This is a genomic window from Citrobacter sp. Cb004, from assembly GCF_030337065.1.
Classification (GTDB): Bacteria; Pseudomonadota; Gammaproteobacteria; order Enterobacterales; family Enterobacteriaceae; genus Citrobacter; species Citrobacter braakii.
Map to the genome: position 1 here is coordinate 14,938 of NZ_JAOWCH010000061.1, position 24,621 is coordinate 39,558.

General features: G+C 53.0%; 18 protein-coding genes. 1 reads left to right on the forward strand and 17 read right to left on the reverse strand.

Translation table 11 applies throughout. The features are described from left to right. Window positions 1-167: 167 nt before the first annotated feature. The 5 genes from ldtD to cmoM all read right to left on the reverse strand — a co-directional run bounded on the left by ldtD (window position 168) and on the right by cmoM (window position 9,438). The gene (gene ldtD, locus OGV65_RS13765) at window positions 168-1,919 is read right to left on the reverse strand and encodes a L,D-transpeptidase (RefSeq protein WP_016156125.1); all 1,752 of its coding nucleotides are present in this window, start codon (window positions 1,917-1,919) and stop codon (window positions 168-170) included. A 255-nt stretch (window positions 1,920-2,174) separates the two neighbouring features. Continuing rightward, window positions 2,175-6,635 carry a chromosome partition protein MukB gene (gene mukB / locus OGV65_RS13770; protein WP_286455070.1) on the reverse strand — a complete coding sequence of 1,487 codons (4,461 nt, stop codon included), beginning with the start codon at window positions 6,633-6,635 and terminating at the stop codon, window positions 2,175-2,177. Continuing rightward, a complete protein-coding gene (gene mukE, locus OGV65_RS13775) occupies window positions 6,635-7,339 on the reverse strand; it encodes a chromosome partition protein MukE (protein WP_016152457.1) in 705 nt (234 codons plus the stop codon). The genes mukB and mukE overlap by 1 nt, the downstream gene beginning before the upstream one ends. Further along, window positions 7,320-8,642: a chromosome partition protein MukF gene (gene mukF / locus OGV65_RS13780; RefSeq protein WP_016156123.1), complete on the reverse strand. Its 1,323-nt coding sequence runs from the start codon at window positions 8,640-8,642 to the stop codon at window positions 7,320-7,322. Before mukF ends, mukE begins: the two co-directional genes overlap by 20 nt. Further along, entirely contained in the window at window positions 8,635-9,438 is an 804-nt protein-coding gene (cmoM, locus tag OGV65_RS13785) for a tRNA uridine 5-oxyacetic acid(34) methyltransferase CmoM (RefSeq protein WP_016156122.1), read from the reverse strand. Before cmoM ends, mukF begins: the two co-directional genes overlap by 8 nt. A 135-nt stretch (window positions 9,439-9,573) precedes the next feature. Here cmoM and elyC point away from each other — a divergent pair, with 135 nt between their 5' ends. After that, window positions 9,574-10,338 carry an envelope biogenesis factor ElyC gene (gene elyC, locus OGV65_RS13790; RefSeq protein ID WP_286455071.1) on the forward strand — a complete coding sequence of 255 codons (765 nt, stop codon included), beginning with the start codon at window positions 9,574-9,576 and terminating at the stop codon, window positions 10,336-10,338. A gap of 35 nt (window positions 10,339-10,373) precedes the next feature. On the opposite strand, the gene OGV65_RS13795 is transcribed toward elyC, so the two are convergent. From OGV65_RS13795 to serC, 12 genes are all read right to left on the reverse strand, one after another. Next, complete coding sequence (locus OGV65_RS13795; RefSeq protein WP_016152453.1) at window positions 10,374-11,267, reverse strand: YcbJ family phosphotransferase; 894 nt, start codon at window positions 11,265-11,267, stop codon at window positions 10,374-10,376. 163 nt (window positions 11,268-11,430) lie between these two features. After that, window positions 11,431-12,177 (reverse strand): 3-deoxy-manno-octulosonate cytidylyltransferase, encoded by a 747-nt coding sequence (gene kdsB, locus OGV65_RS13800; RefSeq protein ID WP_155574099.1) that lies wholly within the window; start codon window positions 12,175-12,177, stop codon window positions 11,431-11,433. Further along, window positions 12,174-12,356 (reverse strand): protein YcaR, encoded by a 183-nt coding sequence (gene ycaR, locus OGV65_RS13805; RefSeq protein WP_286455073.1) that lies wholly within the window; start codon window positions 12,354-12,356, stop codon window positions 12,174-12,176. Before ycaR ends, kdsB begins: the two co-directional genes overlap by 4 nt. A 51-nt stretch (window positions 12,357-12,407) precedes the next feature. Next, on the reverse strand, window positions 12,408-13,640 hold the full coding sequence (locus OGV65_RS13810) for a winged helix-turn-helix domain-containing protein (RefSeq protein WP_279265097.1): 1,233 nt from the start codon (window positions 13,638-13,640) through the stop codon (window positions 12,408-12,410). A gap of 41 nt (window positions 13,641-13,681) precedes the next feature. Then, window positions 13,682-14,659 carry a tetraacyldisaccharide 4'-kinase gene (lpxK, locus tag OGV65_RS13815; protein ID WP_047501169.1) on the reverse strand — a complete coding sequence of 326 codons (978 nt, stop codon included), beginning with the start codon at window positions 14,657-14,659 and terminating at the stop codon, window positions 13,682-13,684. Continuing rightward, a complete protein-coding gene (gene msbA / locus OGV65_RS13820) occupies window positions 14,656-16,404 on the reverse strand; it encodes a lipid A ABC transporter ATP-binding protein/permease MsbA (protein WP_047501171.1) in 1,749 nt (582 codons plus the stop codon). The genes lpxK and msbA overlap by 4 nt, the downstream gene beginning before the upstream one ends. 36 nt (window positions 16,405-16,440) lie before the next feature. Beyond that, entirely contained in the window at window positions 16,441-18,705 is a 2,265-nt protein-coding gene (locus OGV65_RS13825; RefSeq protein ID WP_286455074.1) for a ComEC family protein, read from the reverse strand. 206 nt (window positions 18,706-18,911) lie between these two features. Continuing rightward, complete coding sequence (ihfB, locus tag OGV65_RS13830) at window positions 18,912-19,196, reverse strand: integration host factor subunit beta (RefSeq protein ID WP_003035780.1); 285 nt, start codon at window positions 19,194-19,196, stop codon at window positions 18,912-18,914. A gap of 160 nt (window positions 19,197-19,356) precedes the next feature. Next, a complete protein-coding gene (gene rpsA, locus OGV65_RS13835; RefSeq protein ID WP_003035776.1) occupies window positions 19,357-21,030 on the reverse strand; it encodes a 30S ribosomal protein S1 in 1,674 nt (557 codons plus the stop codon). A 113-nt stretch (window positions 21,031-21,143) separates the two neighbouring features. Then, on the reverse strand, window positions 21,144-21,827 hold the full coding sequence (gene cmk, locus OGV65_RS13840) for a (d)CMP kinase (RefSeq protein ID WP_005123561.1): 684 nt from the start codon (window positions 21,825-21,827) through the stop codon (window positions 21,144-21,146). Window positions 21,828-22,060: 233 nt separating this feature from the next. Beyond that, a complete protein-coding gene (aroA, locus tag OGV65_RS13845; RefSeq protein WP_286455075.1) occupies window positions 22,061-23,344 on the reverse strand; it encodes a 3-phosphoshikimate 1-carboxyvinyltransferase in 1,284 nt (427 codons plus the stop codon). A gap of 68 nt (window positions 23,345-23,412) precedes the next feature. Then, entirely contained in the window at window positions 23,413-24,501 is a 1,089-nt protein-coding gene (serC, locus tag OGV65_RS13850; protein WP_049043001.1) for a 3-phosphoserine/phosphohydroxythreonine transaminase, read from the reverse strand. Window positions 24,502-24,621 lie beyond the last annotated feature (120 nt).

Genomic DNA, 24,621 nt, shown 5'->3' on the forward strand with positions numbered 1-24,621 from the left:
TCTACAAGGTCAATGTTATCGTATGTATGCTCTAGCGCACGCGGGAAACCTTATCTGGCTAAGTAGTCCACGTCAAGGCTCCCAACCCCAGGAAATACGGGGCTTGCAGCCATTTCGCCCCGTTTCCAGCATAACTTACGACAATTATTTTCCTCGAACTGCTTCATTTATCTGATTAATTGTTCAGCTTTTGACACAATTTGTGCACTGGATCGCGCTGTCTGATCGTAATTGTAAATATCTGTACGATACTGCGTGCGACCATCCGGGCCAACAAATGCGGTCAGATAGTAGAGGTTGACGGGGATATTCTGGCGAATATTCACGTACCTTGTATCCCCTTGCTTCAGGGCATCCGAGATGCGCGTATCATTCCACCCCGCATCCTGTAGCAGCATATTCGCCAGCTCAGATGCCTTGTTCACGCGCACGCAGCCGGAGCTTAACGCCCGCGAATCCTTCTGGAACAGAGTGTGGTTCGGCGTATCGTGCAGATAAATAGCATCCGAACTCGGCATATTGAATTTATAGCGTCCGAGCGAGTTACGCGCTCCCGGAGCCTGCTGGAAGCGGAACGGCAGATTGGAGGCGGTGATGGTGGCCCAGTCAACCTGCCACGGATCTATCGTCTCTTTGCTGTTCCAGCCGCGCATTACGGTATAGCCGTGACGCTCAAGATACCCCGGATCATTCCAAACCTTAGGCAGAATATCCTTCCGGGCCAGCGTCGGCGGCACGTTCCACGGCGGGTTAACGACCACGTTATTCAGCGCACTGCTCATCATCGGCGTTTTACGATCGGGACGTCCGACGATAACGCGCGAGGCCAGCACCTGATTGCCGTTTTGATAATACACCAGCGAGTAGGCAGGAATATTCACCATAATACCGGTAGACAGCGTACCCGGCAGCAGGCGCAAGCGCTGAATATTTAACGCCAGTACGCCCGCACGTTGAGCGGGCGTCACGTTCAGCCAGTCACGCGTGGCAGGGCCAATCGCGCCATCGGCCCCAAGCCCCTGCCACGTCTGAAATCGCTTAACCGCGTCAACAAGTTCACGATCGTAAGCGCTACGGCCTTCTTTGGCAGCCGTACTGACAACAGATTCCAGCATCCCGGTGCGGCGCAAAATTTCACGCAGCGCAGGGATGTCGTTACTCCACTCCCCCGGACGCAGCGTCGCGGTACTGGTCAGTTGCGGCCAGGGCCGCGTATCGCCCACCAGCTTGAGCAGCGATTCATGCATTGCTGCGTACTGCGGATGTTGCGGTGCCAGGCTGGCGACAAACGAAGTCAGTTGACCGTTATCCAGCGCGACTTGCCATTGGTTGATCACGGAAATCGGCGGCGTCGTCAGCGCATAGGGCTTATCGCTATAGAGCCAGCGATTGCCTTTGACGGGGATGTTGGCAATAAAGTGCAGATACCCCATCATCGCATCTGAGAGCACGATATCTCGCGCCTGACCGGTTACTGCTGGGTCAGTCAGTAAAGCGACCCAGGTGGTGAACTGCGGCTGAAAGCCGGCAATCGCCACTTCAGCTAACTGTTGCTGAAAGGCTTTTACCGCATCACGATTTTCCCACATCGGTTTCATTTCGCGTGCGGCATACAGCAGTTCCAGTTGGCTCATATAAACCGGTGTGAAGCCCGCTGGAAGTTGAGATTGTAATTCGGCGCGGGCTTTATCAACTGACACGCCCTCGGGCAGCGGTTGGATACCTGCCATGATAGCCGTCGCGGAAGATTGAGCCTGCGGCTGCGATAACGCTGTTGGCTGTTCACTGACGGTCGCTGAGCTATCGCCTGGGATCATTTCAGGCTCATCGGCCTGCGCATTGAACAGTGGAGCGAATGTTACGGCCAGGCACAAACTAATTGCCGACAGCCGACGACCACACATTTTATTAAGCAACATCCCTTGCCCCCTGTTTTTTATCATACTTTGAGTAGCCAGGCCGTATGTCTTCCCCTTATTTTGGCGGGGCCGAACCTGTAAAACGCCAATACAAGCTGAAGTATGACGAGCAAGCCTGTGACGCGTTAGGCTTACCTTTAGTATATAAACATGAAAAAATTTTTGCCTAACCTAATGTAAAGAAGTTTAAAGAAATTACACCAGTTATTGAGAATTTTCGGAAGAAAAGAAGGCGGCCATTTAGCCGCCTTTTATTTAGCTTGCCTGCGAGGAGGCATCTTCGGTGCCAGGCAGCGGCTCAGGTAACTGAGGCGCAAACCCGCGCAGACCTACCACGTGAACGTGTTCGGTGTTCTGGAAGACTTTACGCACCAGTTTGTAGGTGGTGCCTTTCTCCGGACTAATGTTTTCTGGGGCTGCGATAATCAGCTGCATTTGCAGACGCTCGCACAGTTCAAACAGAGTCGCGATAGAGCGTGCATCAAGTCGCGCAGCTTCATCCAGGAACAGCAGACGGCAAGGAGAAATATCTTTCCCGCGCAGTCTACGCCCTTCGTCTTCCCAGCTTTGCACAACCATCACCAGAATAGACATCCCGGTCCCGATCGCTTCACCGGTTGACAGCGCGCCAGATTCAGCACGCAGCCAGCCGTCAGAGCCACGGTTAACTTCAACTTCCATTTCCAGATAGTTACGGTAATCCAGCAGTTCTTCACCGATGGTTTGCGGCGTACGTTGCCCCATATCAATCTGCGGATTCAGACGCTGATACAACTTCGCCAGCGCTTCAGAGAAGGTCAGACGATTGCTGTTAAACAGATCCTGGTGCTGCTCATGCTGTTCGGAAAGTACGTCCAGCAAGGTAGCATGCGTCTCGCGTACGTTGACGTTCAGACGAACGCTGTTTACCTGGCCAAACGACACGCTTTGCAGCCCCTGGTTCAGCATGCGAATACGGTTCTGTTCGCGCTGAATGGTCTTACGAATGATATTCGCCACGCTGCGAGAGCTGATCGCCAGTTTCTGTTCGCGAGACGTTAATTCTTCCGTCAGACGGCTCAGCTCAATCTCCATCTGTTCGATCGCTTCAACCGGATCGTCGGTACGGATGATATCCTGGCGAATACGTTCACGCAGATGCTGATAAACCGCGACAAAGAACTGAATTTTACGCTCTGGGCGTTTTGGATCTTCAGACATGCGCAGTACATCGCGCAGGTGTTCGTTATCCGCAACCGCCAGGCGCAGCGCACCAAGCGCCTTATCCGACATCGAGCGCAGTTCATCACCGGAAAGATACGCCAGCTCACGACGGTGCAGGCGGCGTTCAACGCCGTTATCTTTCACCATCCGCATCACCGCACACCATCCGGCTTTCGCGGTAACCACCTGCTCGCGCATCTCAAAATAATCACGTTCCAGCTTGCGCAGCCTGCGGGTCAGGTTTTCCATCTCCGCTTCGCAGAAGGTCAACGCTTTTTCCAGTTGGTTACGGCGCGCACGGTTGTTGCTGAGCTGCGCATGCAGTTCATCACGACGAATACGCGCGCGCTCTTCTGCACCGCTGTCCGCACGAACGCCAATATCCTGCAGTTCACGTTGTAAATCGTTAAGCAGCTCTTTTTTGGTGTCATAGGAGCTTTTCAGCGACGCCATGACCTGGTTGTACTGGCTTAACTGTGCGGCGTGACTGCGTAGCGCTTCACGGGCGCGGGTACGTTCAGCTTCCGCCAGTTCCAGGCGCTCACGCAGTTTTTCGTTCAGATCGCTGTTGCCGCTAAGCATTTCAGCAGAGTCGGAATAGCTAAAGTGCGCCCGGCGCTGCACCACTTCGGTCAGAGCAAAAGCTTGCTGACGCGCATCGCGCTGCATCTGCTGGGAATACGCGTAGTCTTCCTTCAGTTGTTCAAACTGCTCAGGGTCATTTTGCAGGACCGAAACAATCGGTTCCAGTTTGGCTAACTGGTTGCCATGTTGCTGCACAAAACGCGCCGCTTCCTGCGCTTCATCCAGGCGCTCACGAATTTCGTCCACGCGATCGGCCAGCGTGTCATCCGCCAGCAGATTCAAACGCGGGAGAAGGCGGTTAAGAGCGGAGACCCCCTCTTTCGCCTGCTCAAACTGCATACGGCTTTGCTGATTATCATTTTCATGATTGCTCAGCGCCCGTTCCAGTTCAACGCGACGGCCATTCAGTTGGCGAATTTCCGCTTCCGGATCGGCTTCAAACGCCACCGACAAATGACTGCCAATGAAACGACTGAACGCCTGATGCAGACGCTGGGTTTTCTGGACGTCAAAGGAGAGCGTTGCGAAACGTTCAGACAGCCCTTCACGCTCAGCATGCAGGGTTTCGATACGGCTTTCGCGCGCTGCACGGCCAAAAATCGGCACCGTTGGGAAGCGGGAATAACGCCACTGACGCTCGGCGGTTTTCACCACTACCGCTTTTTCCAGCTCGTCAACGCTGAAAACGCTGTCATCAAACGACTGCGGATCCCCTTCGATGAAATAGAGATCTTCCGGACAATCCGTCAGCCCTTCAAGCTGCTCGGTAATCAGCGACAGATCCGGCACCACGATGGCATGACGCGAAGGACCGTACAGCGCAGAGAAGTACGGCGCATCTTCAAGGCTAACGTCGTCATAGATTTCTGACAGCAGAACGCCACCGAAGCGCTCCGCCAGCGCGTTCAGACGCTGATCTTCCGCCCCGCCCGGCTGACTTAAACGTTCAATTTCTTCATCAACTGCATTTTTGCGCGCACCGACTTCATCACGCTCAACAATGGCTTCACGCTCGCGCTCCAGCAGTTGTTGCAGATACTCAGTCACGTCCTGGCTTGAGGTAAACTCTTCGCCACACTGCTCGCGAAGCTGATTCAGGCTATTCTGCGCGGCCAGCCAGACAGGCGCACGTTTCATCAGATGCTGGATACGAGACTGCAGCTGTTCCTGCTCCTGACGCAACGTCATACGCTGTTCGCTGGCAGAAGAGACGCTGTCCGACAAGGCGGCGATGCGTGCTTCCAGTTCCTGGTGCAGCGCTTCCAGCTCATCGATATCGAACTGTTTACCCTGACGCTTGCAGAATTCAGCCAGCAGACGCTCGGCATCTTGCTGTTCGCGCAGACGCTGCTCCAGTTCGCTGAGTCGCATACGCAACGGCTGAACCTGTTCCGCCAGGTGGCGCTGTTCAACGCCTTCCCGCAGCAGTTCACGCGCCACGCTCCAGGCTTCACCACGCGCCAGCGGGCCATTGATAGCCGCCACCAGCTGATAAGCCTGTTCGAACTGGCTGTGCGCGGTTTGCGCCACGCTCATTTTTTGTTCCAGCGTCAGCAGTTTTTCAGTGGCTTCCTGCTCTTTAGCCTGGAAGGTTTCCAGCCATTCAGCAGCGCTGTCGGCGGTCAGATCCGGTAAGTGACAGAGCTCTTTCGCCCGATTCAGCGCCTGGATCGCCTGGGTATATTGGATGGCTCGCGTTTGCTGGACGTCCAGCGCTTGCTGATAATCGGCAAGCTGGCTTTTCAGCTCATCCACTTCCAGTTCCGCGGCTTCTGCGCGGGCTTCGTTTTCATCCTGGCGGTCAACGGCTTCCGCGACCACCTCATTTTGTTCTTCGAGACGGACCTGCAGTTCTTCAAGATCCGCTTCGTAGCGTTCAATTTTTTCCTGCTGACGCAGCGCGGTTTGCACCAGATTCAGGTGATCGCTCGCGGCCTGGTAATCAGCCTCCAGATCGCCTTCCGCGCCGTTATGCTCGCCCAGTTCGCGCGCCATATCCACGTGCTTATACTGCTCCGCGGCCAGCTGCTTGCGTGAAGTATGCAGCTCACGACGATATTCCAGCGCTTTATCAAGATGGATACGACGTTCGTTGGCGTGACGCATATAATCCGCGGCCACATAGTTGGTCGCTTCGCTGATCAAATGCTTAAACAGATCGCGGTCAGACTGAGTTACGCGAATCGCTTCCAGCGTCATGCGGTTTTCACGCAGCGCAGCTTCCATATCCTGGAAGGCTTTACGTACGCCGCTGTTTTCCGGCAGCAGGTAGTCACGCAGTGAACGGGTAATGGCACTGGAGATCCCACCGTACAGCGAGGCTTCAATCAGACGATAGAATTTACTACGGTCAGACGCGGAACGCAGACGACGGGCGATGATGCCCAGATCGAACATCAGTGAGTGATAATCGGTGATTGAGTTGAACTGTTTAAACTGCACGCCTTCCATCTCATCAAGCTTCTCTTTCAGCTCAGAGAGGGACAGCACGCGCGCCTGGCGTTCATTCAGCGTTTCCGTCACCAGTTGGGTTGGCTGCACCGACATCGGCAGTCCCTGAATGGCAAACGGTTTGATATCCACTTTACGATCGCGACCGGCAACCTGTTGCAGACGCACCCCCACGACCACGCGCTGATGGCGCGAGTTGAGGACGTCGAGCATTGAGTAACAGACGCCCGCTTTCAACTTACCGTGCAGGCCCTTATCACGTGAACCACTGGTTGCACCGGCTTCGGTGGTGTTACGGAAATGCAGCAGGGTTAAGTCCGGGATGAGCGCTGTAACAAATGCCGCCATGGTGGTGGACTTACCCGCACCGTTACCGCCGGACAGCGTGGTAACCAGTTCATCAAGGTCGAATGTACGGGCAAAAAAACCATTCCAGTTAATCAGCGTAAGTGAGCGAAATTTACCGCGTTCAATCATTATTCTTCTTCTCCACTGTCCGGCTGATTCTCTTCGGGCTCATCGTTGAGCTGCAGGCGGTTCTCGACCGGCATCGCTTCGCCATCACGAATTAAGCGACGCTGCGCTTCGCGCGGATCGTCACCGCTGCGCACGTCCGCGCCAAAGCGGAAGACTGATTCCGTAATACGGAATTTGCTGCTGTCGTGACCCATAAACCACACCATGCCTAAACGGCGCAGACGGTTTAGCGAAGAACGAACTTTTTCCTGTAGCTTCTGGCGATCAACATCCGAACCGGTTGAACGATTGTTCACCAGTTTCAGCAGCTTCGCTTCATCAGCCAGCGTTAGCAGCTCGTCGTACAACTCTTGCTGGGTAAAAATCCCTTCATTCGCCAGGCGTTCCGGGCTGAGATAGAGATAGCAAAGAATTTTACCGACCATCATGTCCAGTTCAGACAGGACCGAACGGGGGATGAGCGTCGTTGAACGCGGGCGAAGGTAGAAGAACCCTTCCGGCGCACGGATCAATTCCACGTTATAGCGGCTGTAAAACTCTTCAAAATATTCCTGAAAATCCATCAGGAAGGCATGATTATCCAGTTCATCCAGACCGATATGGCGGCCCGAACGTAAGGCGCTGTCCAGCGCCGGAAATAACGGATTCGCCAGCGCCTGCGCCAGCTTTACCGGCATCACTTGTTCAATATTTGTCAATGACATGCGCCTGTACCTTGGCTCCGTAATCATTAATCGGCTGCCATTTGGCTGGCAGTCCGGTGAAGTCTGCTTGCGCTACGCCAAGGCGTACCGCCTGATCGATAACTATGCGCGCGACGTCGAAATGACGCGCACGTGGGTATTGCGCCAGATACTCGCGCACGACCAAACCGAGATCCAGTGGTGTTTGTCTGGATTTGTAGATAGCTAGCTGTTCTTCGATGATCGCCGCCAACTGTTCACGGATCTCGTTAAATTCTTCATATTCCAGATCTTCCGGAAGCTCGCCGGTGACCTCTTCGTCACGCAGCACCATCTCTTCGTCACGCATATCCAGCAGACGATCGGCGTTGGCATAGGTTAGCGCCCACGGATCGTCAAAGTATGTCTGCACGGACTGGCGCAAACGCTGGGCAAAGACGCGGTTTTTATCCATATCGATCGCGGTACGGATAAACTTATGCACGTGACGATCGTAGCCGATCCATAAATCAATGGACTGCTGACCCCAACTGATAATGCGGTCGAGCTTACTTTGTAAGTCAAACACCAACCGATCGACGAAATGCAAATCGTCATGCGTCATCGTGGCGTCCTGGATGTGTAACAGGTGAGCCTGTAGCTTATCCCCCGCCGCTTCCAGCGTATCCTGCAGTTCACGCAGCGTACCAGACGTTTCAGAGAGCAGCAGTTCACAGCTGGAGATCGCCGCCCGCCAGTCTTTATTAAGCAACTGTGCGATGTCGTCTTTTACCTGCTGTTGCTGTTCATCCATGATGCGCTGGGTCAGATCGATACTGTCGAAAATCTCCGCCACCGAGTATTTCAATGGCGCGTAGACGTTGCGATGCCAGTGGAACTCATCGCCACCTTCCGCTGCCGCATCCGCCGCGCGCTTTAGTTCACCTGCAACAATCGACAGCTGCATTGAAAGACGCAGCGTAGAGAATTCACGCTGACGAATGTAGTAATCCGTGATGCCAATTCCCAATGGCGTTAAACGATATATAGCGTTGCCTTCCGCCTGCTCGCTGGTAAAGCGGTTCAGCAGACGTTGACGCACCATATCGTTGATCGCGTTGTTGGCGCGTACGCCGATGGTTTCGCTGGTTTGCTCAAACGCATCACTCACATGGCGGAACGCATCCACCAGCTCACCTTCACTCATCTCGCCGTCAAGTCGCTCACCGTTTAAGGTCGCGACCGCCAGCAGGAACGAAAGTCTGTCTACCGGCAGAGAGATGGAGAAGTCATTTTTTCTGGCCCAGGCAACCAGTTCGGGGACTGTCTGGGAAAATTCACTCATAAATTATCCTTGCATCTGCGGCTCGGGCCGAACTTTTAATCGCGGTGACATGAATATAGCGCCCAAGGCTGATATACGGTTCCTGGCGGCAATAGCGCGTTTCTAACTCAAGTAACATTTCAAAGTCGTCATGCTGTTTATGTTTATCTCGCAGATAATCATGAAACACACGGACGCCCGTTTTACCGGTTATCTGCCAACCGATCTCGTCCAGCCACTGGTAGACCTGCCCCGGATCGCGTGGGTAGTCCGGTGAAAGCGTGCGTTTTTTACGTTTCGGCATCCCCACCTGCACATAGTCAAAGTTCCCTGCGACCATGTTATGCATCAACAGACCGTTAGCATTGTAGAACATTAACGACAGCGCGCCGCCAGGACGCAATACTGACCACAGAGTCTGCAACACGTTGACCGGATCTGTCACCCACTCCAGCACAGCATGAAACAATATCAGATCAACCGGGCTTTCCAAATGCGAAGCAACATCCTGAGCGGCGCATTGTATAAAATGCATGTTCCCGCTCACACCTTTTGCCTCTGCCGCCTGTTGCGCTCGGGCGATCATCTCGCCAGACAGATCGCATAATGTGACGAAATGTCCTCGTTCCGCCATTTTGATGGCCGTTTGCCCTTCACCACCACCGGCATCCAGAATGTGCAGTTTTTGCTCACCGAACGTTTCCAGTAATCGATCCAGATCCTGCCAAAGGATAGCCTGTCTTAATTGACCTTTGGTGGTGCCGTAAATGTTACGGGAAAACTTCTCTGCAATGTCATCAAAATTGCGATCCCGCATCGGGCTCTCCGCATACTGGCTTTAGGGTGACTAAGTAAAACCGCTATTTTGTCACACCCACGCCGAGAATGAACCTTCCTGGTGTAATATCCCTGCAGATCCCCTGCTGTATGGTTAAAAAAGGAACCAAAAAGGATGCTTTTTACGCTGAAGAAAGTGATTGGCGGTATGATGCTGCCGCTGCCACTGATGCTAATTATGATGGGTATTGGCCTGGCGCTGGTCTGGTTCAGTCGCTTTCAAAAAACAGGGAAAGTGTGTATTAGCCTGAGTTGGCTGGCACTGTTACTCCTTAGTTTACAGCCCGTCGCCGACAGACTGTTGAAACCGATTGAGGACAGTTATCCAACGTGGCAAGGTTCGCAAAAAGTAGAATATATTGTGGTGCTGGGCGGAGGGTATACCTGGAATCCGCAGTGGGCGCCGAGTTCAAATCTGATCAGCAACAGCCTTCCACGTCTGAATGAAGGTATTCGCCTATGGCGCGCAAACCCGGGATCGAAGCTCATCTTTACCGGCGCTGCTGCAAAGACGAATAACGTCAGTACCGCAGAAGCTGGCGCCCGCGTAGCGCAGTCGCTGGGGGTGCCAGCCGATGAAATCATCACCCTGGATCACCCCAAAGATACCGAAGAAGAAGCCGCAGCGGTAAAGAAAGCCATCGGCAATGCGCCGTTCCTGCTGGTAACCTCTGCCTCCCACTTACCGCGGGCGATGATCTTCTTCCAGCAGGCCGGCTTGCATCCGCTGCCAGCGCCAGCCAATCAGTTAGCAATTGATTCACCGCTTAATCCGTGGGAGCGCGCTATACCTTCACCCGTCTGGTTGATGCACAGCGATCGCGCTGGTTACGAAACCCTGGGACGCATCTGGCAGTGGCTGAAAGGATCGGAACATTGACAGGAATGTTGCCTGATAAGATGTTCACATGTTTATCATGCGAGCCACGGCAGCAATGATTTCGTTGCCAGGTCAAAGTTGGAACGATTAAAGCGTCCGGTGTTGACCAATTGCGTCACTTCATCCCATAACACATACAACCAGCGCCGCCAGATGAATGACTCCGCCACTGGCGCGCGCTGCAGGTATTGCCAAAGCAGGCTTTCCGCCAGCGCATTATCCATCAAGCGGAACAGTTCATATTCCCTTGGCGCCCACAGCATCAACCCCGGTCCCACCATAGCCAGAAGCTGATCGCTACGGGCGTCTTTGAGCATGCTACGTAAACTGAAATTACCGTGGATCAGCACGCAGTTATCATTGAATCCTGCAAATAAGGTAGGTAAGCACTCACGGGTGCGAAACAGGATCCGCTTGTCCTGCATCGTTAGCCCGGTATTGTTGAACTGATTTAACGTGGTCCACAGCACCTCAACCCGCTGACGATACCAGGATGGCCAGATATTCTCTTGCGTGTTATCCACCATTCCCACGCAGCCAGCACTATCCTGCCGATGCCATGACAGCAGACCTTCTACGATCTGATCTTTTAAATGTTCCCAGCGTTCGGGCGTTCGGGCAGGCGCTTCCACCGGCACCCCACGTAAACGCTCAAGCAGTAGCACATCAGGACCGGGATGTTCCTCGTGGGTTAAGACCCCATAAATGACGGGCATACGCACCGTACCACTGCGCGCCAGCATGGAGGTTTTCCATGCCAACTGCTGCGCCATACCCGGCGTGGTGAAACTTCTCGCCATCAGTGGCATCGGATTTCCCTGGCTGTCGTACAGTGACCACAGGGCCGTATCCACTTTTTCATTCACGCATTCTATACGACTGAGTTTTTCACCCAACAGATGACTGAGTTCGGCACGCAACTGTTCCATTTCGGATTGCCCTCATAAATGCTACTGCTTTCATAATGAGCGTCGTGCAGACAGATGTCACCCGGATGAGATCAATTGATGAAAAGAAAAGTGGCGGGAAAGCGTAACGATATGACACTCCTCCCAAAAATTCGCGTCATCAGGGGGAGTGTCGTGAGAAAAACTAACGCATTTCGGCGCGAACGCGCTCAAGATCTTCGGCAGTGTCTACGCCGGTACCGGGTACTTCTTTGGCGACGGCAACATGAATTTTTTCGCCGTACCACAGCACACGTAGTTGCTCCAGCATTTCAATATGCTCAAGCGGGCTGGGCTGCCAGTTAACATAACGGCGGATAAAACCGGCGCGATAGCCGTAAATACCCAGATGTCGCAAGAAGGTGTCACCCACCGTTTCCAGGCTTTTAGCGAAACGGTCGCGATCCCACGGAATGGTCGCGCGTGAAAAATAGAGCGCATAACCTTCGGCGTCCAGAACGACTTTCACCGCATTCGGATTAAATGCCTCTTCCGCACTGTGAATCGGGGCAGCAAGGGTCGCCATACCGACCTGGCGCTGTGCCAGATTCTCAGCGACCTGGCGAATAATGACCGCCGGGATCATCGGCTCATCACCCTGTACGTTCACAATAACGGTATCATCGCTAAAGCCACATTTCTCGACGACTTCCGCCAGACGCTCCGTACCGGACTGGTGATCGGCGCGGGTCATGCATACTTCACCCCCCACCGCTTCTACCGCGCGAGCGACATCTTGGTGATCGGTCGCAACGATAATACGTTCAGCGCCAGATTCACGCGCACGCTCCAGCACATGCACGATCATCGGCTTGCCATTGATATCCAGCAGCGGCTTGCCCGGCAAACGTGTGGACGCATAACGCGCAGGAATAATGACCACAAAACTCATGATTTACTCTCATCAGTAGTCAGAACGCGAGCTTCGGTTTCCAGTAACACGGGAATGCCATCACGCAGTGGGAAAGCAAGGCTATCCAGTTTACAAATCAGTTCCTGTTTTTCCTGGTTAAACCAGAGTTTGCCATTGCATACCGGGCAGGCAATGATTTCAAGCAGACGATGATCCATAGTTCCTCCAGATGGACCGGATTGTGAATCCGTAAATATTAACATAATCGCTTACCGTGCTGGGTCTATTTCCCAACCATGGCGTGCATCAGCAAATAAACCTTCAGGATAGCGTCCCAGCGTCACACGTGTTGCCTGCTGCCAGCGGGCAAAATCATCAATCGCCTGAAACAATCCTTTTTGCAGAGTACCCCCAGGTTTGACGCCATCCTGTAACCACAGCGAAATCACTTCCAGTACGCCCGTTTTGCGGTGCATTTTGGCATCCATCCGCCCAACTAACTGCCCGCGATGCAGCAGCGGCAGGACAAAATAACCATACTGACGTTTCGGTGCTGGCATGTAACATTCCAGCCGATAGCTAAAATCGAATAGCTGCTCTGCCCGTTTACGATCCCAGACCACCGGATCAAAGGGTGATAATACTGCGCTATGCGTTGCCGTTAATTTACCCGTCAATGCCTGCTCCAGCAGCGGCTGAAGGTGGCTATGCAGCCACAGGGTTCCTAACCCTTCGACATCAACAGGAATAATCTGTTGCTGCTGTGCACGTACGTTGCACCAGTTTTTTAGCGCCGGACGCTTCAGGCGATAGTAGTCTGCCAGCCATTGTTCGCGAAAAATCCCCAGACTGCGGGCGCTGTTATCCAGCATGAGGTTTTCAGCTTCTTCCTGTGAAAGCCGGTCGCGTTCATCATCCCAGTGCGGCATGACGCGATGGGTTAAATCATACACTCGCTGGAAATTACGTCGTTCCACCACCATCACTTTCCCGGCGGTGAACAGGCCTTCAAGATGACGCTTATGCGGTTTCCATGCCCACCAGCCGCTGGCCCCCTTGTGCAGATGCTCAAAATCAGCAGAGCGGACTGGTCCGTTATGCTGGATGTGCTGGAGCAGTTGCTCAATCTCATGAGCATGTTCTTTCATCCACTCCGCTTTATATTTCCAGCCCATTTTCTCCGGGGCCAGCATGCGGTGACGTATCAGCATAAAGTCGCTACGCGGCAAAAAGCAGGCCTCGTGCGCCCAGTATTCCATCAGTTCGCCCCGCTGCAATGCGTCATCCAGCCACTGGGGCGAATAATCACCCAAACGACTAAACAGCACCAGGTAAGGGCTGCGCGCCACAATATTGATGGTATCGATTTGCAATAACGACATGCGCGAAATGGCAGCAAGAATATCTGCTGGGGTTGCCCGACGGCGTGTTTTTTTCAGCAGCCCTTGAGCGGCAAGGTGAAGATGACGGGCATCCGTCAAAGAAAGACGCGGCAACGACATTTATGGCCTCATAAATGATTCGCTGCCGCAGCGTGAATCAGTTAGCGAGTCAGCGAGATTAAGCTATCCAGCAACATATCAGGCCGATCGCCTGACAAATGAGCATTAACAGGTAAATACCACCAGTTTTCATCGGCAAATGCACGGCACTTAACCGCATCTTTTTCCGTCATCACCAGCGTTTGCCCGGCGTCTGCAAACGCACTGACGTCACTGTAGGTCAGAGACTGATGGTCTGCCAGCGCAATACTTTTTTGCACGCTGGCACCGCATGCTTCCAGCGTGGCAAAAAAACGCGGTGGATGGCCAATGCCCGCCATGGCGACAATATTGGACAGCTGCGACACATCGCGGCGTTCACCCGTACGTAAATTAACGGCCAGCCCCGGTTCAAGTCGCATAGGGATTTCCCCTGGCTGCGCAACGCCACCGTTAACGATAGTCGCATCCACCGATTTAAGCCGGCCTGCGCGTTCCCGCATGGGACCCGCGGGAAGCCACCAGCCATTGCCAAACCGACGTTCTCCGTCAATAACCACGATTTCAACATCTCGCGCCAGACGGTAGTGCTGTAGCCCATCGTCCGTCACGATAATCTGCACATCGTGTTGGGCCAAAATGGCTTTGACCGCATCCGATCTTACCGGGGATACCGCTACGGGCACGCCGGTACGTTGGGCGATCAGCACAGGTTCATCACCCGCTTCTGCCGTAGTGGTATCTGCGGTCAGTAACAGCGGGTAAGCAGCCGCTTTCCCGCCATAACCACGCGACACCACGCCCACGCGAATCCCACGTTGACGCAGTTGTTCAACCAGCCAAATCACCACCGGTGTTTTGCCATTGCCACCCGCGGTCAGGTTTCCGACCACCACAACCGGGACTGGTGCACGCCACGCGCGTTTAATCCCAAGCTTGTAACATAAGCGGATCCCCCCGCTCACCAGGCCATACAGCCAGGAGAGCGGGAGTAACAGTCGCCACAGCGGCGACTCACCAGACCAGATTCGAGCGATCATTGACCGAATTGCATTTTGTGTAATTGTGCATACACCCCACGCTGCTCAATCAGCTCGCTATGGGTTCCGCGCTCAACAATAATACCGTCTTCCACCACGATGATTTCATCCGCCTGTTCAATGGTAGAAAGGCGGTGAGCAATCACCAGGGAGGTACGGTTTTTCTGAAGCTCATCCAGAGCAGCCTGAATTGCGCGTTCAGACTCGGTATCGAGTGCCGACGTTGCTTCATCAAGGATCAGAATCGGACTGTCACGCAACAAGGCGCGGGCAATAGCGATACGCTGGCGCTGACCACCAGATAGCAGGACGCCGTTTTCGCCAATCACCGTATCCAGGCCATTGTCCATCTTATTGATGAAATCCATGGCGTAAGCCATTTTCGCCGCTTTTTCGATCTGCTCACGGCTGTACAAATCGGTACGCGCGTAGGCGATGTTGTTGGCAACCGTATCGTTAAACAGGTGCACATTCTGCGAAACCAACGCGACCTGATCGCGCAGGGATGCCAGGGTATATTCACGTAGATCGTGTCCGTCCATCAGAATCTGCCCTTCATCAATATCATAGAAGCGCGTGATCAAGCTGGCGATAGTGGATTTCCCGGAACCCGAACGGCCAACCAGGGCAACGGTTTTCCCCGCTGGGATACTCAGGTTGATGTTGCGCAGCGCAGGTACTTCACGTCCCGGATAGGTGAATGTCACGTTGCGGAATTCGAGATTGCCGGTAGCGCGTTCGATTTCGCGTGTACCTTCATCTTTTTCCTGCTCGCTATCCAGAATCGTAAATAAGGTCTGGCAGGCCGCCATACCGCGCTGGAACTGCGCGTTGACGTTGGTCAGCGATTTCAACGGACGCATCAGCGCGATCATTGACGAGAAGACAACCGTAATTGTCCCTGCAGTCAGGTTTTCCATTACGCTTGGGAAGCTGGCTGCATACAACACGAAGGCCAGAGCCAGAGACGCAATCAGCTGGATGATAGGATCGGAGATAGAAGAGGCGGAAACCATCTTCATGCCCTGCAAACGCATCTTATTGCTGACTTTATCAAAGCGCTTAGTTTCGACTTCCTGACCACCAAAAATCAGAACTTCTTTGTGGCCTTTCAGCATCTGCTCCGCACTGGTCGTAACCTGACCCATGGTGTTTTGCATATTTTTACTGATGCTACGAAAACGCTTGGAAACTATACGAATCGCCACTGAAACAATTGGCGCCAGTACAATCAGGATCAATGACAGCTGCCAGCTGTAATAGAACATCATGATAAACAGGCCAATAATTGAAGCCCCTTCACGTACCACGGTGATCAGCGCGCCGGAGGACGATGATGCGACCTGCTCTGAATCATAGGTAATACGTGACAACAGCGTACCTGTAGACTGTTTATCAAAAAAGGAGACCGGCATGCCCATCATATGACCAAACAGGCGGCGACGCATGGTCATGACCACTTTGCCTGATACCCATGAGATGCAGTAGCTGGAGACATAGCTGGTGAATCCGCGAAGAACCATTAGTCCAATGACCACCAGCGGCATCCACAGCAGCACCGAGCGATCCGTTTTACCAAAACCATCATCCAGTAATGGCTTAAGGAGCGATAGCATGAAGGTATCGCTGGCCGCGTTCAGGATTAACGCTATACCCGCCACGATCAGACCCGATTTAAAAGGCGCTATGGTTGGCCATAGTCGGCGAAACGTCTGCCACGTAGAGAGATCTTTATCGTTATGCATTCAAAAAACCAGCATTTGTTAGAATAGCCGCATATTCTACCCGTTATCCTCCGACACGCCAAACCACTGATGATACCAACGAGGTAAAATCTGATCCCGCAAGCTGTTTATTCGCCAGTTTTTTTGATAAAAATCCAGCGTAATCTGCCCCTGGTGTGGTGTATCCAGCCATTGATAATTTTGTTGCCGATAACGTTGCTTCACTTTCCTGGACGGGAGACACCAGGCATTGTAACGGGATGCGGAGGCTAGCGCGGCCTGCCCGCCGACCCGCTGAATCAGCGCCTGCGATGATGAGGTATTGCTACCATGATGTGGAACCTGTATCACCGTAGACTGCAGATGCTGCCAGTAGTGACTTAGCATTTTTTGTTCAGCGGGAGACTCAATATCTCCGGTCAGCAGAATACTCTGATGCCCGTCATCGACCTTAACCACGCAGGAGTGGTTATTCCCCAGATCTTTATTTCCACGCACGGGCCAATGCGCACTAAAGGTTAACCCTTGCCATTGCCAGCGCTCCCCGCGTAAACACGGGAGATGCCCTTCCCATCCTAATGGGCTTCTTATCCATAGCGACGGCCAGGCTTGCTGCAGTGAACGCAACCCGCCCCGGTGATCCATATGCTCATGGCTTAAAATAACGCCTTCTGGCTCCAGGTTGTGCCAGCGTAGCCATGGAATAATCAGCTGTTGCGCGCTATCGCCTTCAGGCCATGCCAGACCGGTATCGTAAAGAATCGCTTTCCCATTGCGCGCAATTACCATCGCCAGCCCCTGCCCGACGTCCAGCATATGCACTTGCCAGACATCAGTACGTGGCGTTCGCCAGAACGGGGCGCTCAGTAAAAGGAGCACAGTGACGCAAACTACCGGTATAGTTCGCCACGCGTTCAGCCGATATGCGATGAGCAGGAGTCCGGGTACAAATGCAAGCCATTGCCAACGTGCATCAATATTGATCCACCCTTCAGGCAGGCTCCTGAGCCCCCAAAATAATAGCGCGAGGGAGCGATCCGCTAAATACCATAGGTTCGACTCAACCATCGCCAGCCCGGTTAAATGGACGATCATGCCTGCTAATATCAATGGTACGGAAATAAACGTAACCAGCGGTACAGCAAACAAATTCGCCAAAAATGAGGTCAGGCTAAAACCGTGAAACATCGCGATTTGCACAGGCAGAAGCAGGAGCGTAATTCCCAATTGCAAATGAGCAAGCGCCAGAAATTGGCGTCCAACGCGAGACAGCGGCCAATCCGGCATCGGAACCCATTGATACCAGAACAGCAGCGCTGCAACGGCAAAAGCAGACAACCACAGACTTTGTGAAAGAACGGCGACAGGATCCACCACCAGAATGGCTGCCAGACAGCAGAGCCACACCGACCATCCACTCCACTGCCTGTCGCTGAGTTTTAGCCCTCCCCAGACCAGAAGCGCAACAACCGTACGTAATGCCGGGGGCTGTAGCCCCGTTAACCAGGCATAGAATGTTGCGCAGACGATCCCGCCAACTAACGGAACCTGCCAGCAAATCCATCGGGTTGGCATAAAAAATTGCCCCGCGCGAATTAATCCTGCAGCCAGAAGTGCGGCAAATGCAATATGCAGCCCGGAGATAGCCATCAAATGGGCCGTGCCGGTATCACGCATAATGGTTTTCACCGCTTGTGACACGGACAAGCGCTCCCCCATTCCCAGGCCCAGTATAACCTGCTGCCAGGGATAGTCAGCGAGCGCGCTTTTCAACGAGGAGAGATACCGCGAACGCAAACTGCATTGTTGTGTGATAACCGAAGCCTGCAAAAATCTTCCCGTCAGCAGCTGGTGCTGCGCCAATGCGTAACGCTGGCTATCAAACCCGCCCTCGTTCAATTGACCGTGTATAGCACGAACCTTCAACGTCATCGCCCATGTCTGGCCCGCACAAACGTTGCCGGGTAGGTACTGCCCATACAGAGTAATTCCGATAGCAGGAAATACCCGCTTCCCCTGCAGATGCGTGATCTGGCCGTAGTGCGTTGTCATATTATCGGTTCCGGTTATCCGCACGATGGCCTGCTGGCTTTTTGCAGGCAGCGTATTACCGGCCCACAGCGCATCTTTCGCAGCCAGAACTCCCCAAAGAAAAAATAGCAGGGTTAATCCGGCGAAACGTACAGGGCTGTGAGAAATAAGACAGAGCAGAATTGCCAGACCAAATATAACGCCGATGCACAGCATGTCAGGTAACGCAGGTAATAGCATAAGCGGGAGAATGCCGAATAAGGCACTCGTACTAACCGTTGTTATTTTCATCAGTCACCTCCCTGTAGCAGGAAGTGTGCAGTAATGTTCGACGGTTGTCTGGTGCCAATTTAGCGTTATACGGTATGCATTCCGCTAACATTTAGCGGCGCTTGTAACGTGCAAATTAACTGGGATGGAGATTCCAGGATGGGTTGGCAGAAATGAAAAAAGCACCCATGCGGGTGCTTTTCTCGGCGTTAAGTCTCGCTAAAAACTTAACCGTAAATATTGGCGCGATCGCGCAGTTCTTTACCTGGTTTAAAGTGCGGAACGTATTTTCCTTCCAGGTCCACTTTATCGCCGGTCTTCGGATTACGTCCGGTGCGCGGTGCGCGGTAATGCAAAGAGAAACTGCCGAAACCGCGGATTTCAATACGCTCGCCCTGCGCAAGAGTCGAGGCCATATGTTCCAGCATCTCTTTAACTGCATCTTCAACCGCTTTCGCGGGAATATGAGGTTGCTGGGTTGCAAGTCTTTCAATCAATTCTGACTTGGTCATGATTCCTCCGGTTCCTTAAAGGCATAATTAGCTGCTGCATTGATTAAGGGCGGCCTTAGCCGCCCTTTGTCATTGATTACAGGACGAATCCTGTAATCTGTCAAGCTACTCGTCACCCTTTGTGCTGTTAACAGCACAAAGGATTTAGGAGCACTCGATATTACTCGCCTTTAGCTGCTTTGAAAGCTTCAGCCATTGCGTTGTTAGAGAAGTTAGCATCTTCCTGTTTGTTAACAGTTGCGATTGCATCTTTCTCATCAGCTTCGTCTTTAGCACGAACAGACAGGCTGATTGCGCGGTTCTTACGATCAACGCCGGTGAATTTAGCTTCAACGTCGTCGCCTACGCTCAGAACCAGAGTTGCATCTTCAACGCGGTCGCGGGAAGCTTCAGAAGCGCGCAGGTAACCTTCAACGCCGTCAGCCAGTTCTACGGTTGCGCCTTTAGCATCAACAGCAGTGACTTTACCGTTTACGATTGCGCCTTTCTTGTTCAGTGCAACCCAGTTGTTGAACGGATCTTCTGCGAGCTGTTTAACGCCCAGAGAGATACGCTCACGCTCTGCGTCAACCTGCAGAACAACAGCTGCGATTTCGTCGCCTTTTTTGTATTCACGAACTGCTTCTTCGCCTGCAACGTTCCAGGAGATGTCAGACAGGTGAACCAGGCCGTCGATGCCGCCGTCCAGGCCGATGAAGATACCGAAGTCAGTGATAGACTTGATTTTACCTTCAACACGGTCGCCCTTGTTGTGGGTTTCCGCGAACTGCTGCCATGGGTTGTTTTTGCACTGCTTCAGACCCAGGGAGATACGACGACGTTCTTCGTCGATATCCAGAACCATAACTTCCACTACATCGCCAACGTTAACAACTTTGGACGGGTGGATGTTTTTGTTGGTCCAATCCATTTCGGAAACGTGAACCAGGCCTTCAACGCCTTCTTCGATTTCAACGAAGCAGCCGTAGTCGGTCAGGTTGGTCACGCGACCAGTCAGTTTGGTACCTTCCGGATAACGCTTAGCGATAGCTACCCATGGATCTTCGCCCAGCTGTTTCAGGCCCAGAGATACACGAGTACGCTCGCGGTCGAACTTCAGCACTTTAACAGTGATTTCGTCGCCAACGTTTACGATTTCGCTCGGATGCTTAACGCGTTTCCATGCCATGTCGGTGATGTGCAGCAGGCCGTCAACGCCACCCAGATCAACGAATGCACCGTAGTCAGTGAGGTTCTTAACGATACCTTTAACTTCCATGCCTTCCTGCAGGTTTTCCAGCAGCTGATCGCGTTCTGCGCTGTTTTCGGATTCGATAACGGCACGACGGGAAACAACAACGTTGTTACGCTTCTGATCCAGCTTGATTACTTTGAATTCAAGCTCTTTGCCTTCCAGGTGCAGCGTGTCGCGGACCGGACGAACGTCTACCAGGGAACCCGGCAGGAACGCGCGAATACCATTCAGCTCAACAGTGAAGCCACCCTTGACTTTGCCATTGATAACACCAGTAACGGTTGCAGCTTCTTCGTAAGCTTTTTCCAGCGTGATCCAAGCTTCGTGACGTTTAGCTTTTTCACGGGACAGCAGGGTTTCACCGAAGCCGTCTTCTACTGCATCCAGAGCAACGTCAACTTCGTCACCAACCTGGATTTCCAACTCGCCCTGGGCGTTTTTGAACTGCTCTGCCGGAATGGCGGACTCAGATTTAAGACCAGCGTCAACCAGTACTACGTCTTTGTCGATAGCAACAACAACACCACGAACGATGGAACCCGGACGGGTTTCGATTTCTTTTAAGGATTCTTCAAACAGTTGAGCAAAAGATTCAGTCATGTTTAATCTTCAGGTTTCATATTTAACGTCCACCTGGCTCCATGCCGGATGGGGTTGTTTAACATACCCGCTGTCAATCCATTGCAACGGGGGTACTGCAAATTCGGTCGCACTTAAGCGAGTGCCAGTTTTTGGCGCGCGTATTGTAACGCTTTTTCAATCACTTGCTCAATGCTTAATCGGGTTGAATCCAAAACTAAAGCATCAGCAGCGGGAACCAGCGGCGCTACAGCACGGTTACGATCGCGGTAATCGCGTTCTTCGATCTCGGCCAAAAGGCGTTCAAAGTTAACACTAAAGCCCTTTTCCTGCAACTGTAGCATACGTCTATGCGCACGTTCTTGCGAGGAGGCGTCCAGGAAAATTTTCACTGGTGCATCCGGGAACACCACGGTCCCCATGTCTCGTCCGTCGGCAATCAGGCCGGGCGCTTCACGAAACGCGCGTTGACGACGTAACAGCGCTTCGCGTACGCGAGGAAACGCAGCGACCTGAGATGCGGCATTCGCTACTTCCTGGGTGCGGATTTCGCCGCTGACATCTTCACCTTCCAGAATGACTTCCAGGTTGCCGTCCGTTGAGATAAAACGCACATCCAGGTGTGAGGCAAGCGGTACCAGAGCATCTTCAGATGTGACATCAACATGGTGATGCAACGCTGCGAGCGCCAGTACGCGGTAGATCGCGCCTGAATCTAACAGATGCCATTGCAATGCTTCCGCCATTGCCTTGCACAAGGTGCCTTTTCCTGCACCACTTGGGCCATCAATGGTAATAACCGGGGCAATTGCCGTCATCTTTTTCTCCTTAAACGGGCATACGTTAACGTGAACGCCGCGCATTATACGCGCCAACGCTAATAATCGTTAACACAGAGTGTAAAAACCCGATTAGTCTGTAACGATGTGAGGAAGAATTGCGCAATTATAGCGGGCTGGCGAGAAACCAGCCCGGAAGATGACACTGATTTACTTTTTATCTGCAGCGATGCGCTCACGAATATGCGGAGCGCGATCGTCAGATGTGAGGATCAGGCAGGTGTACTAATACGCGCCAACTGTTCGAAATAATCTGGGAAGGTTTTGGCGGTACATTTAGGGTCCAGAATGGTCACCGGCGTGTCAGACAACGCCACCAGCGAGAAACACATCGCCATGCGGTGATCGTTGTAGGTCGCGATCTCCGCAAACTGTAACGTCGCCGGTGGTGTAACGCGAATATAGTCTTCGCCCTCTTCAACGATCGCGCCCACTTTACGCAACTCGGTCGCCATCGCGAACAGGCGGTCGGTCTCTTTGACACGCCAGTTGTAGATGTTACGTAAAGTCGTGGTGCCTTTAGCGAACAGCGCTGCCGTGGCGATGGTCATCGCCGCATCGGGAATATGGTTCATATCCATGTCTACCGCGTTCAACTCACCGTGAGTACAGGCAATAAAGTCATCGCCCCAGGTAATGGTCGCGCCCATTTTTTCCAGCACATCAGCGAAGCGGATATCACCCTGCATACTGTTGCGGCCAATCCCGGTGACTTTTACCGTACCGCCTTTAATGGCTCCCGCTGCGAGAAAATAGGATGCGGAAGAAGCATCGCCTTCAACCAGATATGCACCCGGTGACTGATACTGCTGCTGACCCTGCACAACAAAGCGCTGGTAGTTCTGATTCTCAATTTCAACACCAAACGTTTTCATCAGGTTCAGTGTGATATCAATGTAAGGTTTAGATACCAGCTCGCCTTTAATGGCGATCGTCGTATCCTGCGGCGCCAGTGGCGCAGTCATCAGCAGCGCAGTCAGGAACTGGCTGGATACGCTGCCGTCTACCTCAACCTGTCCTCCGGTAAAGCCACCGCGCAGACGTAAAGGCGGATAGTTTTCCTGCTCCAGGTATTCAATGTTGGCTCCGCCCTGGCGTAACGCATCAACCAGATGGCCAATCGGGCGCTCTTTCATGCGCGGCTCGCCCGTCAACACGATGTCATTGCTGCCCAGACACAGCGCAGCGGCCAGCGGGCGCATTGCGGTTCCGGCATTGCCAAGGAACAGTTCCACTGCGCCTTCGACATGCAGCGCGCCGCCATTGCCGATAATCTCGCAACGCGTACGGTCGGCAGAAAGGGTATAGCTAATTCCTAACGCATTCAGAGCATTAAGCATATGGCGGACATCATCGCTGTCCAGCAGATTAGTCAGGACAGTGGTGCCATTTGCTAATGCAGCCAGCAGCAAAGCGCGGTTAGAAACACTTTTGGATCCAGGCAGATTGATGGTGCCATCCACCCGCGCAATGGGTTGTAACGTCAGGGATTCCATGAAACTCGACTCTCAAAAACAGACATAAAAACCCCACAGACTGGCTGTGGGGATGAAAATACAGCAGATTAACCGCGGCGGCGCTCGAAATCGACCATGAAATCGGTCAGCGCTTTTACACCTTCTAGCGGCATTGCATTGTAGATGGACGCGCGCATACCACCGACCACACGGTGCCCTTTCAACGCGTGCAGACCCGCAGCGAAAGACTCTTCCAGGAAGAGTTTATCCAGGGCGCTGTCAGCAAGCTGGAACGGTACGTTCATGCGTGAACGGTTCGATTTTGCCACGTCGTTACGGTAGAAATCGCTGTTATCGATTACGCCGTACAGCAGTTCCGCTTTTTGCTGGTTAATTTTATCCATCGCGTTAACACCGCCCTGCTCTTTCAGCCATTTAAAGACCAGGCCAGACAGGTACCAGGCAAAGGTTGGCGGCGTGTTGAACATGGAGTCGTTGTCATTCAGCACGGTATAGTCGAGGATTGACGGGCATGACACATGAGCCTTACCCAGCAAATCTTCACGTACGATGACAATGGTCAGCCCGGCCGGGCCGATGTTTTTCTGCGCCCCGGCATAAATTACGCCATAACGGCTCACGTCAAGCGGTGCGGAAAGAATGGTAGAGGACAGATCCGCCGTAACCACCACATTGCTGGCAAAATTCGGCGTTTCATCGATCGCAATGCCATCAATGGTTTCATTCGGGCAATAGTGCAAATACGCCGCGTTGTCTGAAAGCTGCCATTCGCTCATTGGCTTAACAGCACGCAGTCCGTCAACGGTGACTTTGGCGTCGATAACGTTTGGCGCACAGTATTTTTTCGCTTCTTTAATTGCGCTGGCGGCCCAATAACCGGCATCAACGTAATCCGCCGTGGTTTTGTCACCCAGAATATTTAACGGGATACCCGCAAACTGCCCGCGCCCACCGCCATGGCAGAACAACACTTTATAGTTGGAGGGGATGCTGAGAAGATCGCGAAAATCCTGCTCCGCTTCCTCTGCGACCTGGATGAATTCTTTGCCACGGTGGCTAATTTCCATCACCGACGTGCCAAGACCGTTCCAGTCGCGAAGATCCTGTTGAGCCAGTTTAAGTACTTCTGCCGGTAACATTGCCGGACCTGAACTAAAATTGAAGACCTGAGCCATTTCCCCTCACCACGTTGTGTTGTTGTCCAATCAACATCCTGTCATTGGCGATAATCCGGTGACAGACATTGGTATAAGTTATTCCTGTGGATATCGGTTTTATCATTCAGTGACACGCGC

Bases quoted from the DNA above. Each gene is read 5' to 3' on its own strand.
- kdsB (WP_155574099.1), bottom strand. From the start codon at position 12,177: ATGAGTTTTGTGGTCATTATTCCTGCGCGTTATGCGTCCACACGTTTG.
- lpxK (WP_047501169.1), bottom strand. From the start codon at position 14,659: ATGATCGCTCGAATCTGGTCTGGTGAGTCGCCGCTGTGGCGACTGTTA.
- mukE (WP_016152457.1), bottom strand. From the start codon at position 7,339: ATGTCATTGACAAATATTGAACAAGTGATGCCGGTAAAGCTGGCGCAG.
- ldtD (WP_016156125.1), bottom strand. From the start codon at position 1,919: ATGTTGCTTAATAAAATGTGTGGTCGTCGGCTGTCGGCAATTAGTTTG.
- cmoM (WP_016156122.1), bottom strand. From the start codon at position 9,438: ATGCGGGATCGCAATTTTGATGACATTGCAGAGAAGTTTTCCCGTAAC.
- mukB (WP_286455070.1), bottom strand. From the start codon at position 6,635: ATGATTGAACGCGGTAAATTTCGCTCACTTACGCTGATTAACTGGAAT.
- OGV65_RS13795 (WP_016152453.1), bottom strand. From the start codon at position 11,267: ATGGAACAGTTGCGTGCCGAACTCAGTCATCTGTTGGGTGAAAAACTC.
- serC (WP_049043001.1), bottom strand. From the start codon at position 24,501: ATGGCTCAGGTCTTCAATTTTAGTTCAGGTCCGGCAATGTTACCGGCA.
- msbA (WP_047501171.1), bottom strand. From the start codon at position 16,404: ATGCATAACGATAAAGATCTCTCTACGTGGCAGACGTTTCGCCGACTA.
- OGV65_RS13810 (WP_279265097.1), bottom strand. From the start codon at position 13,640: ATGTCGTTGCCGCGTCTTTCTTTGACGGATGCCCGTCATCTTCACCTT.
- cmk (WP_005123561.1), bottom strand. From the start codon at position 21,827: ATGACGGCAATTGCCCCGGTTATTACCATTGATGGCCCAAGTGGTGCA.
- elyC (WP_286455071.1), top strand. From the start codon at position 9,574: ATGCTTTTTACGCTGAAGAAAGTGATTGGCGGTATGATGCTGCCGCTG.
- mukF (WP_016156123.1), bottom strand. From the start codon at position 8,642: ATGAGTGAATTTTCCCAGACAGTCCCCGAACTGGTTGCCTGGGCCAGA.
- ihfB (WP_003035780.1), bottom strand. From the start codon at position 19,196: ATGACCAAGTCAGAATTGATTGAAAGACTTGCAACCCAGCAACCTCAT.
- ycaR (WP_286455073.1), bottom strand. From the start codon at position 12,356: ATGGATCATCGTCTGCTTGAAATCATTGCCTGCCCGGTATGCAATGGC.
- OGV65_RS13825 (WP_286455074.1), bottom strand. From the start codon at position 18,705: ATGAAAATAACAACGGTTAGTACGAGTGCCTTATTCGGCATTCTCCCG.
- rpsA (WP_003035776.1), bottom strand. From the start codon at position 21,030: ATGACTGAATCTTTTGCTCAACTGTTTGAAGAATCCTTAAAAGAAATC.
- aroA (WP_286455075.1), bottom strand. From the start codon at position 23,344: ATGGAATCCCTGACGTTACAACCCATTGCGCGGGTGGATGGCACCATC.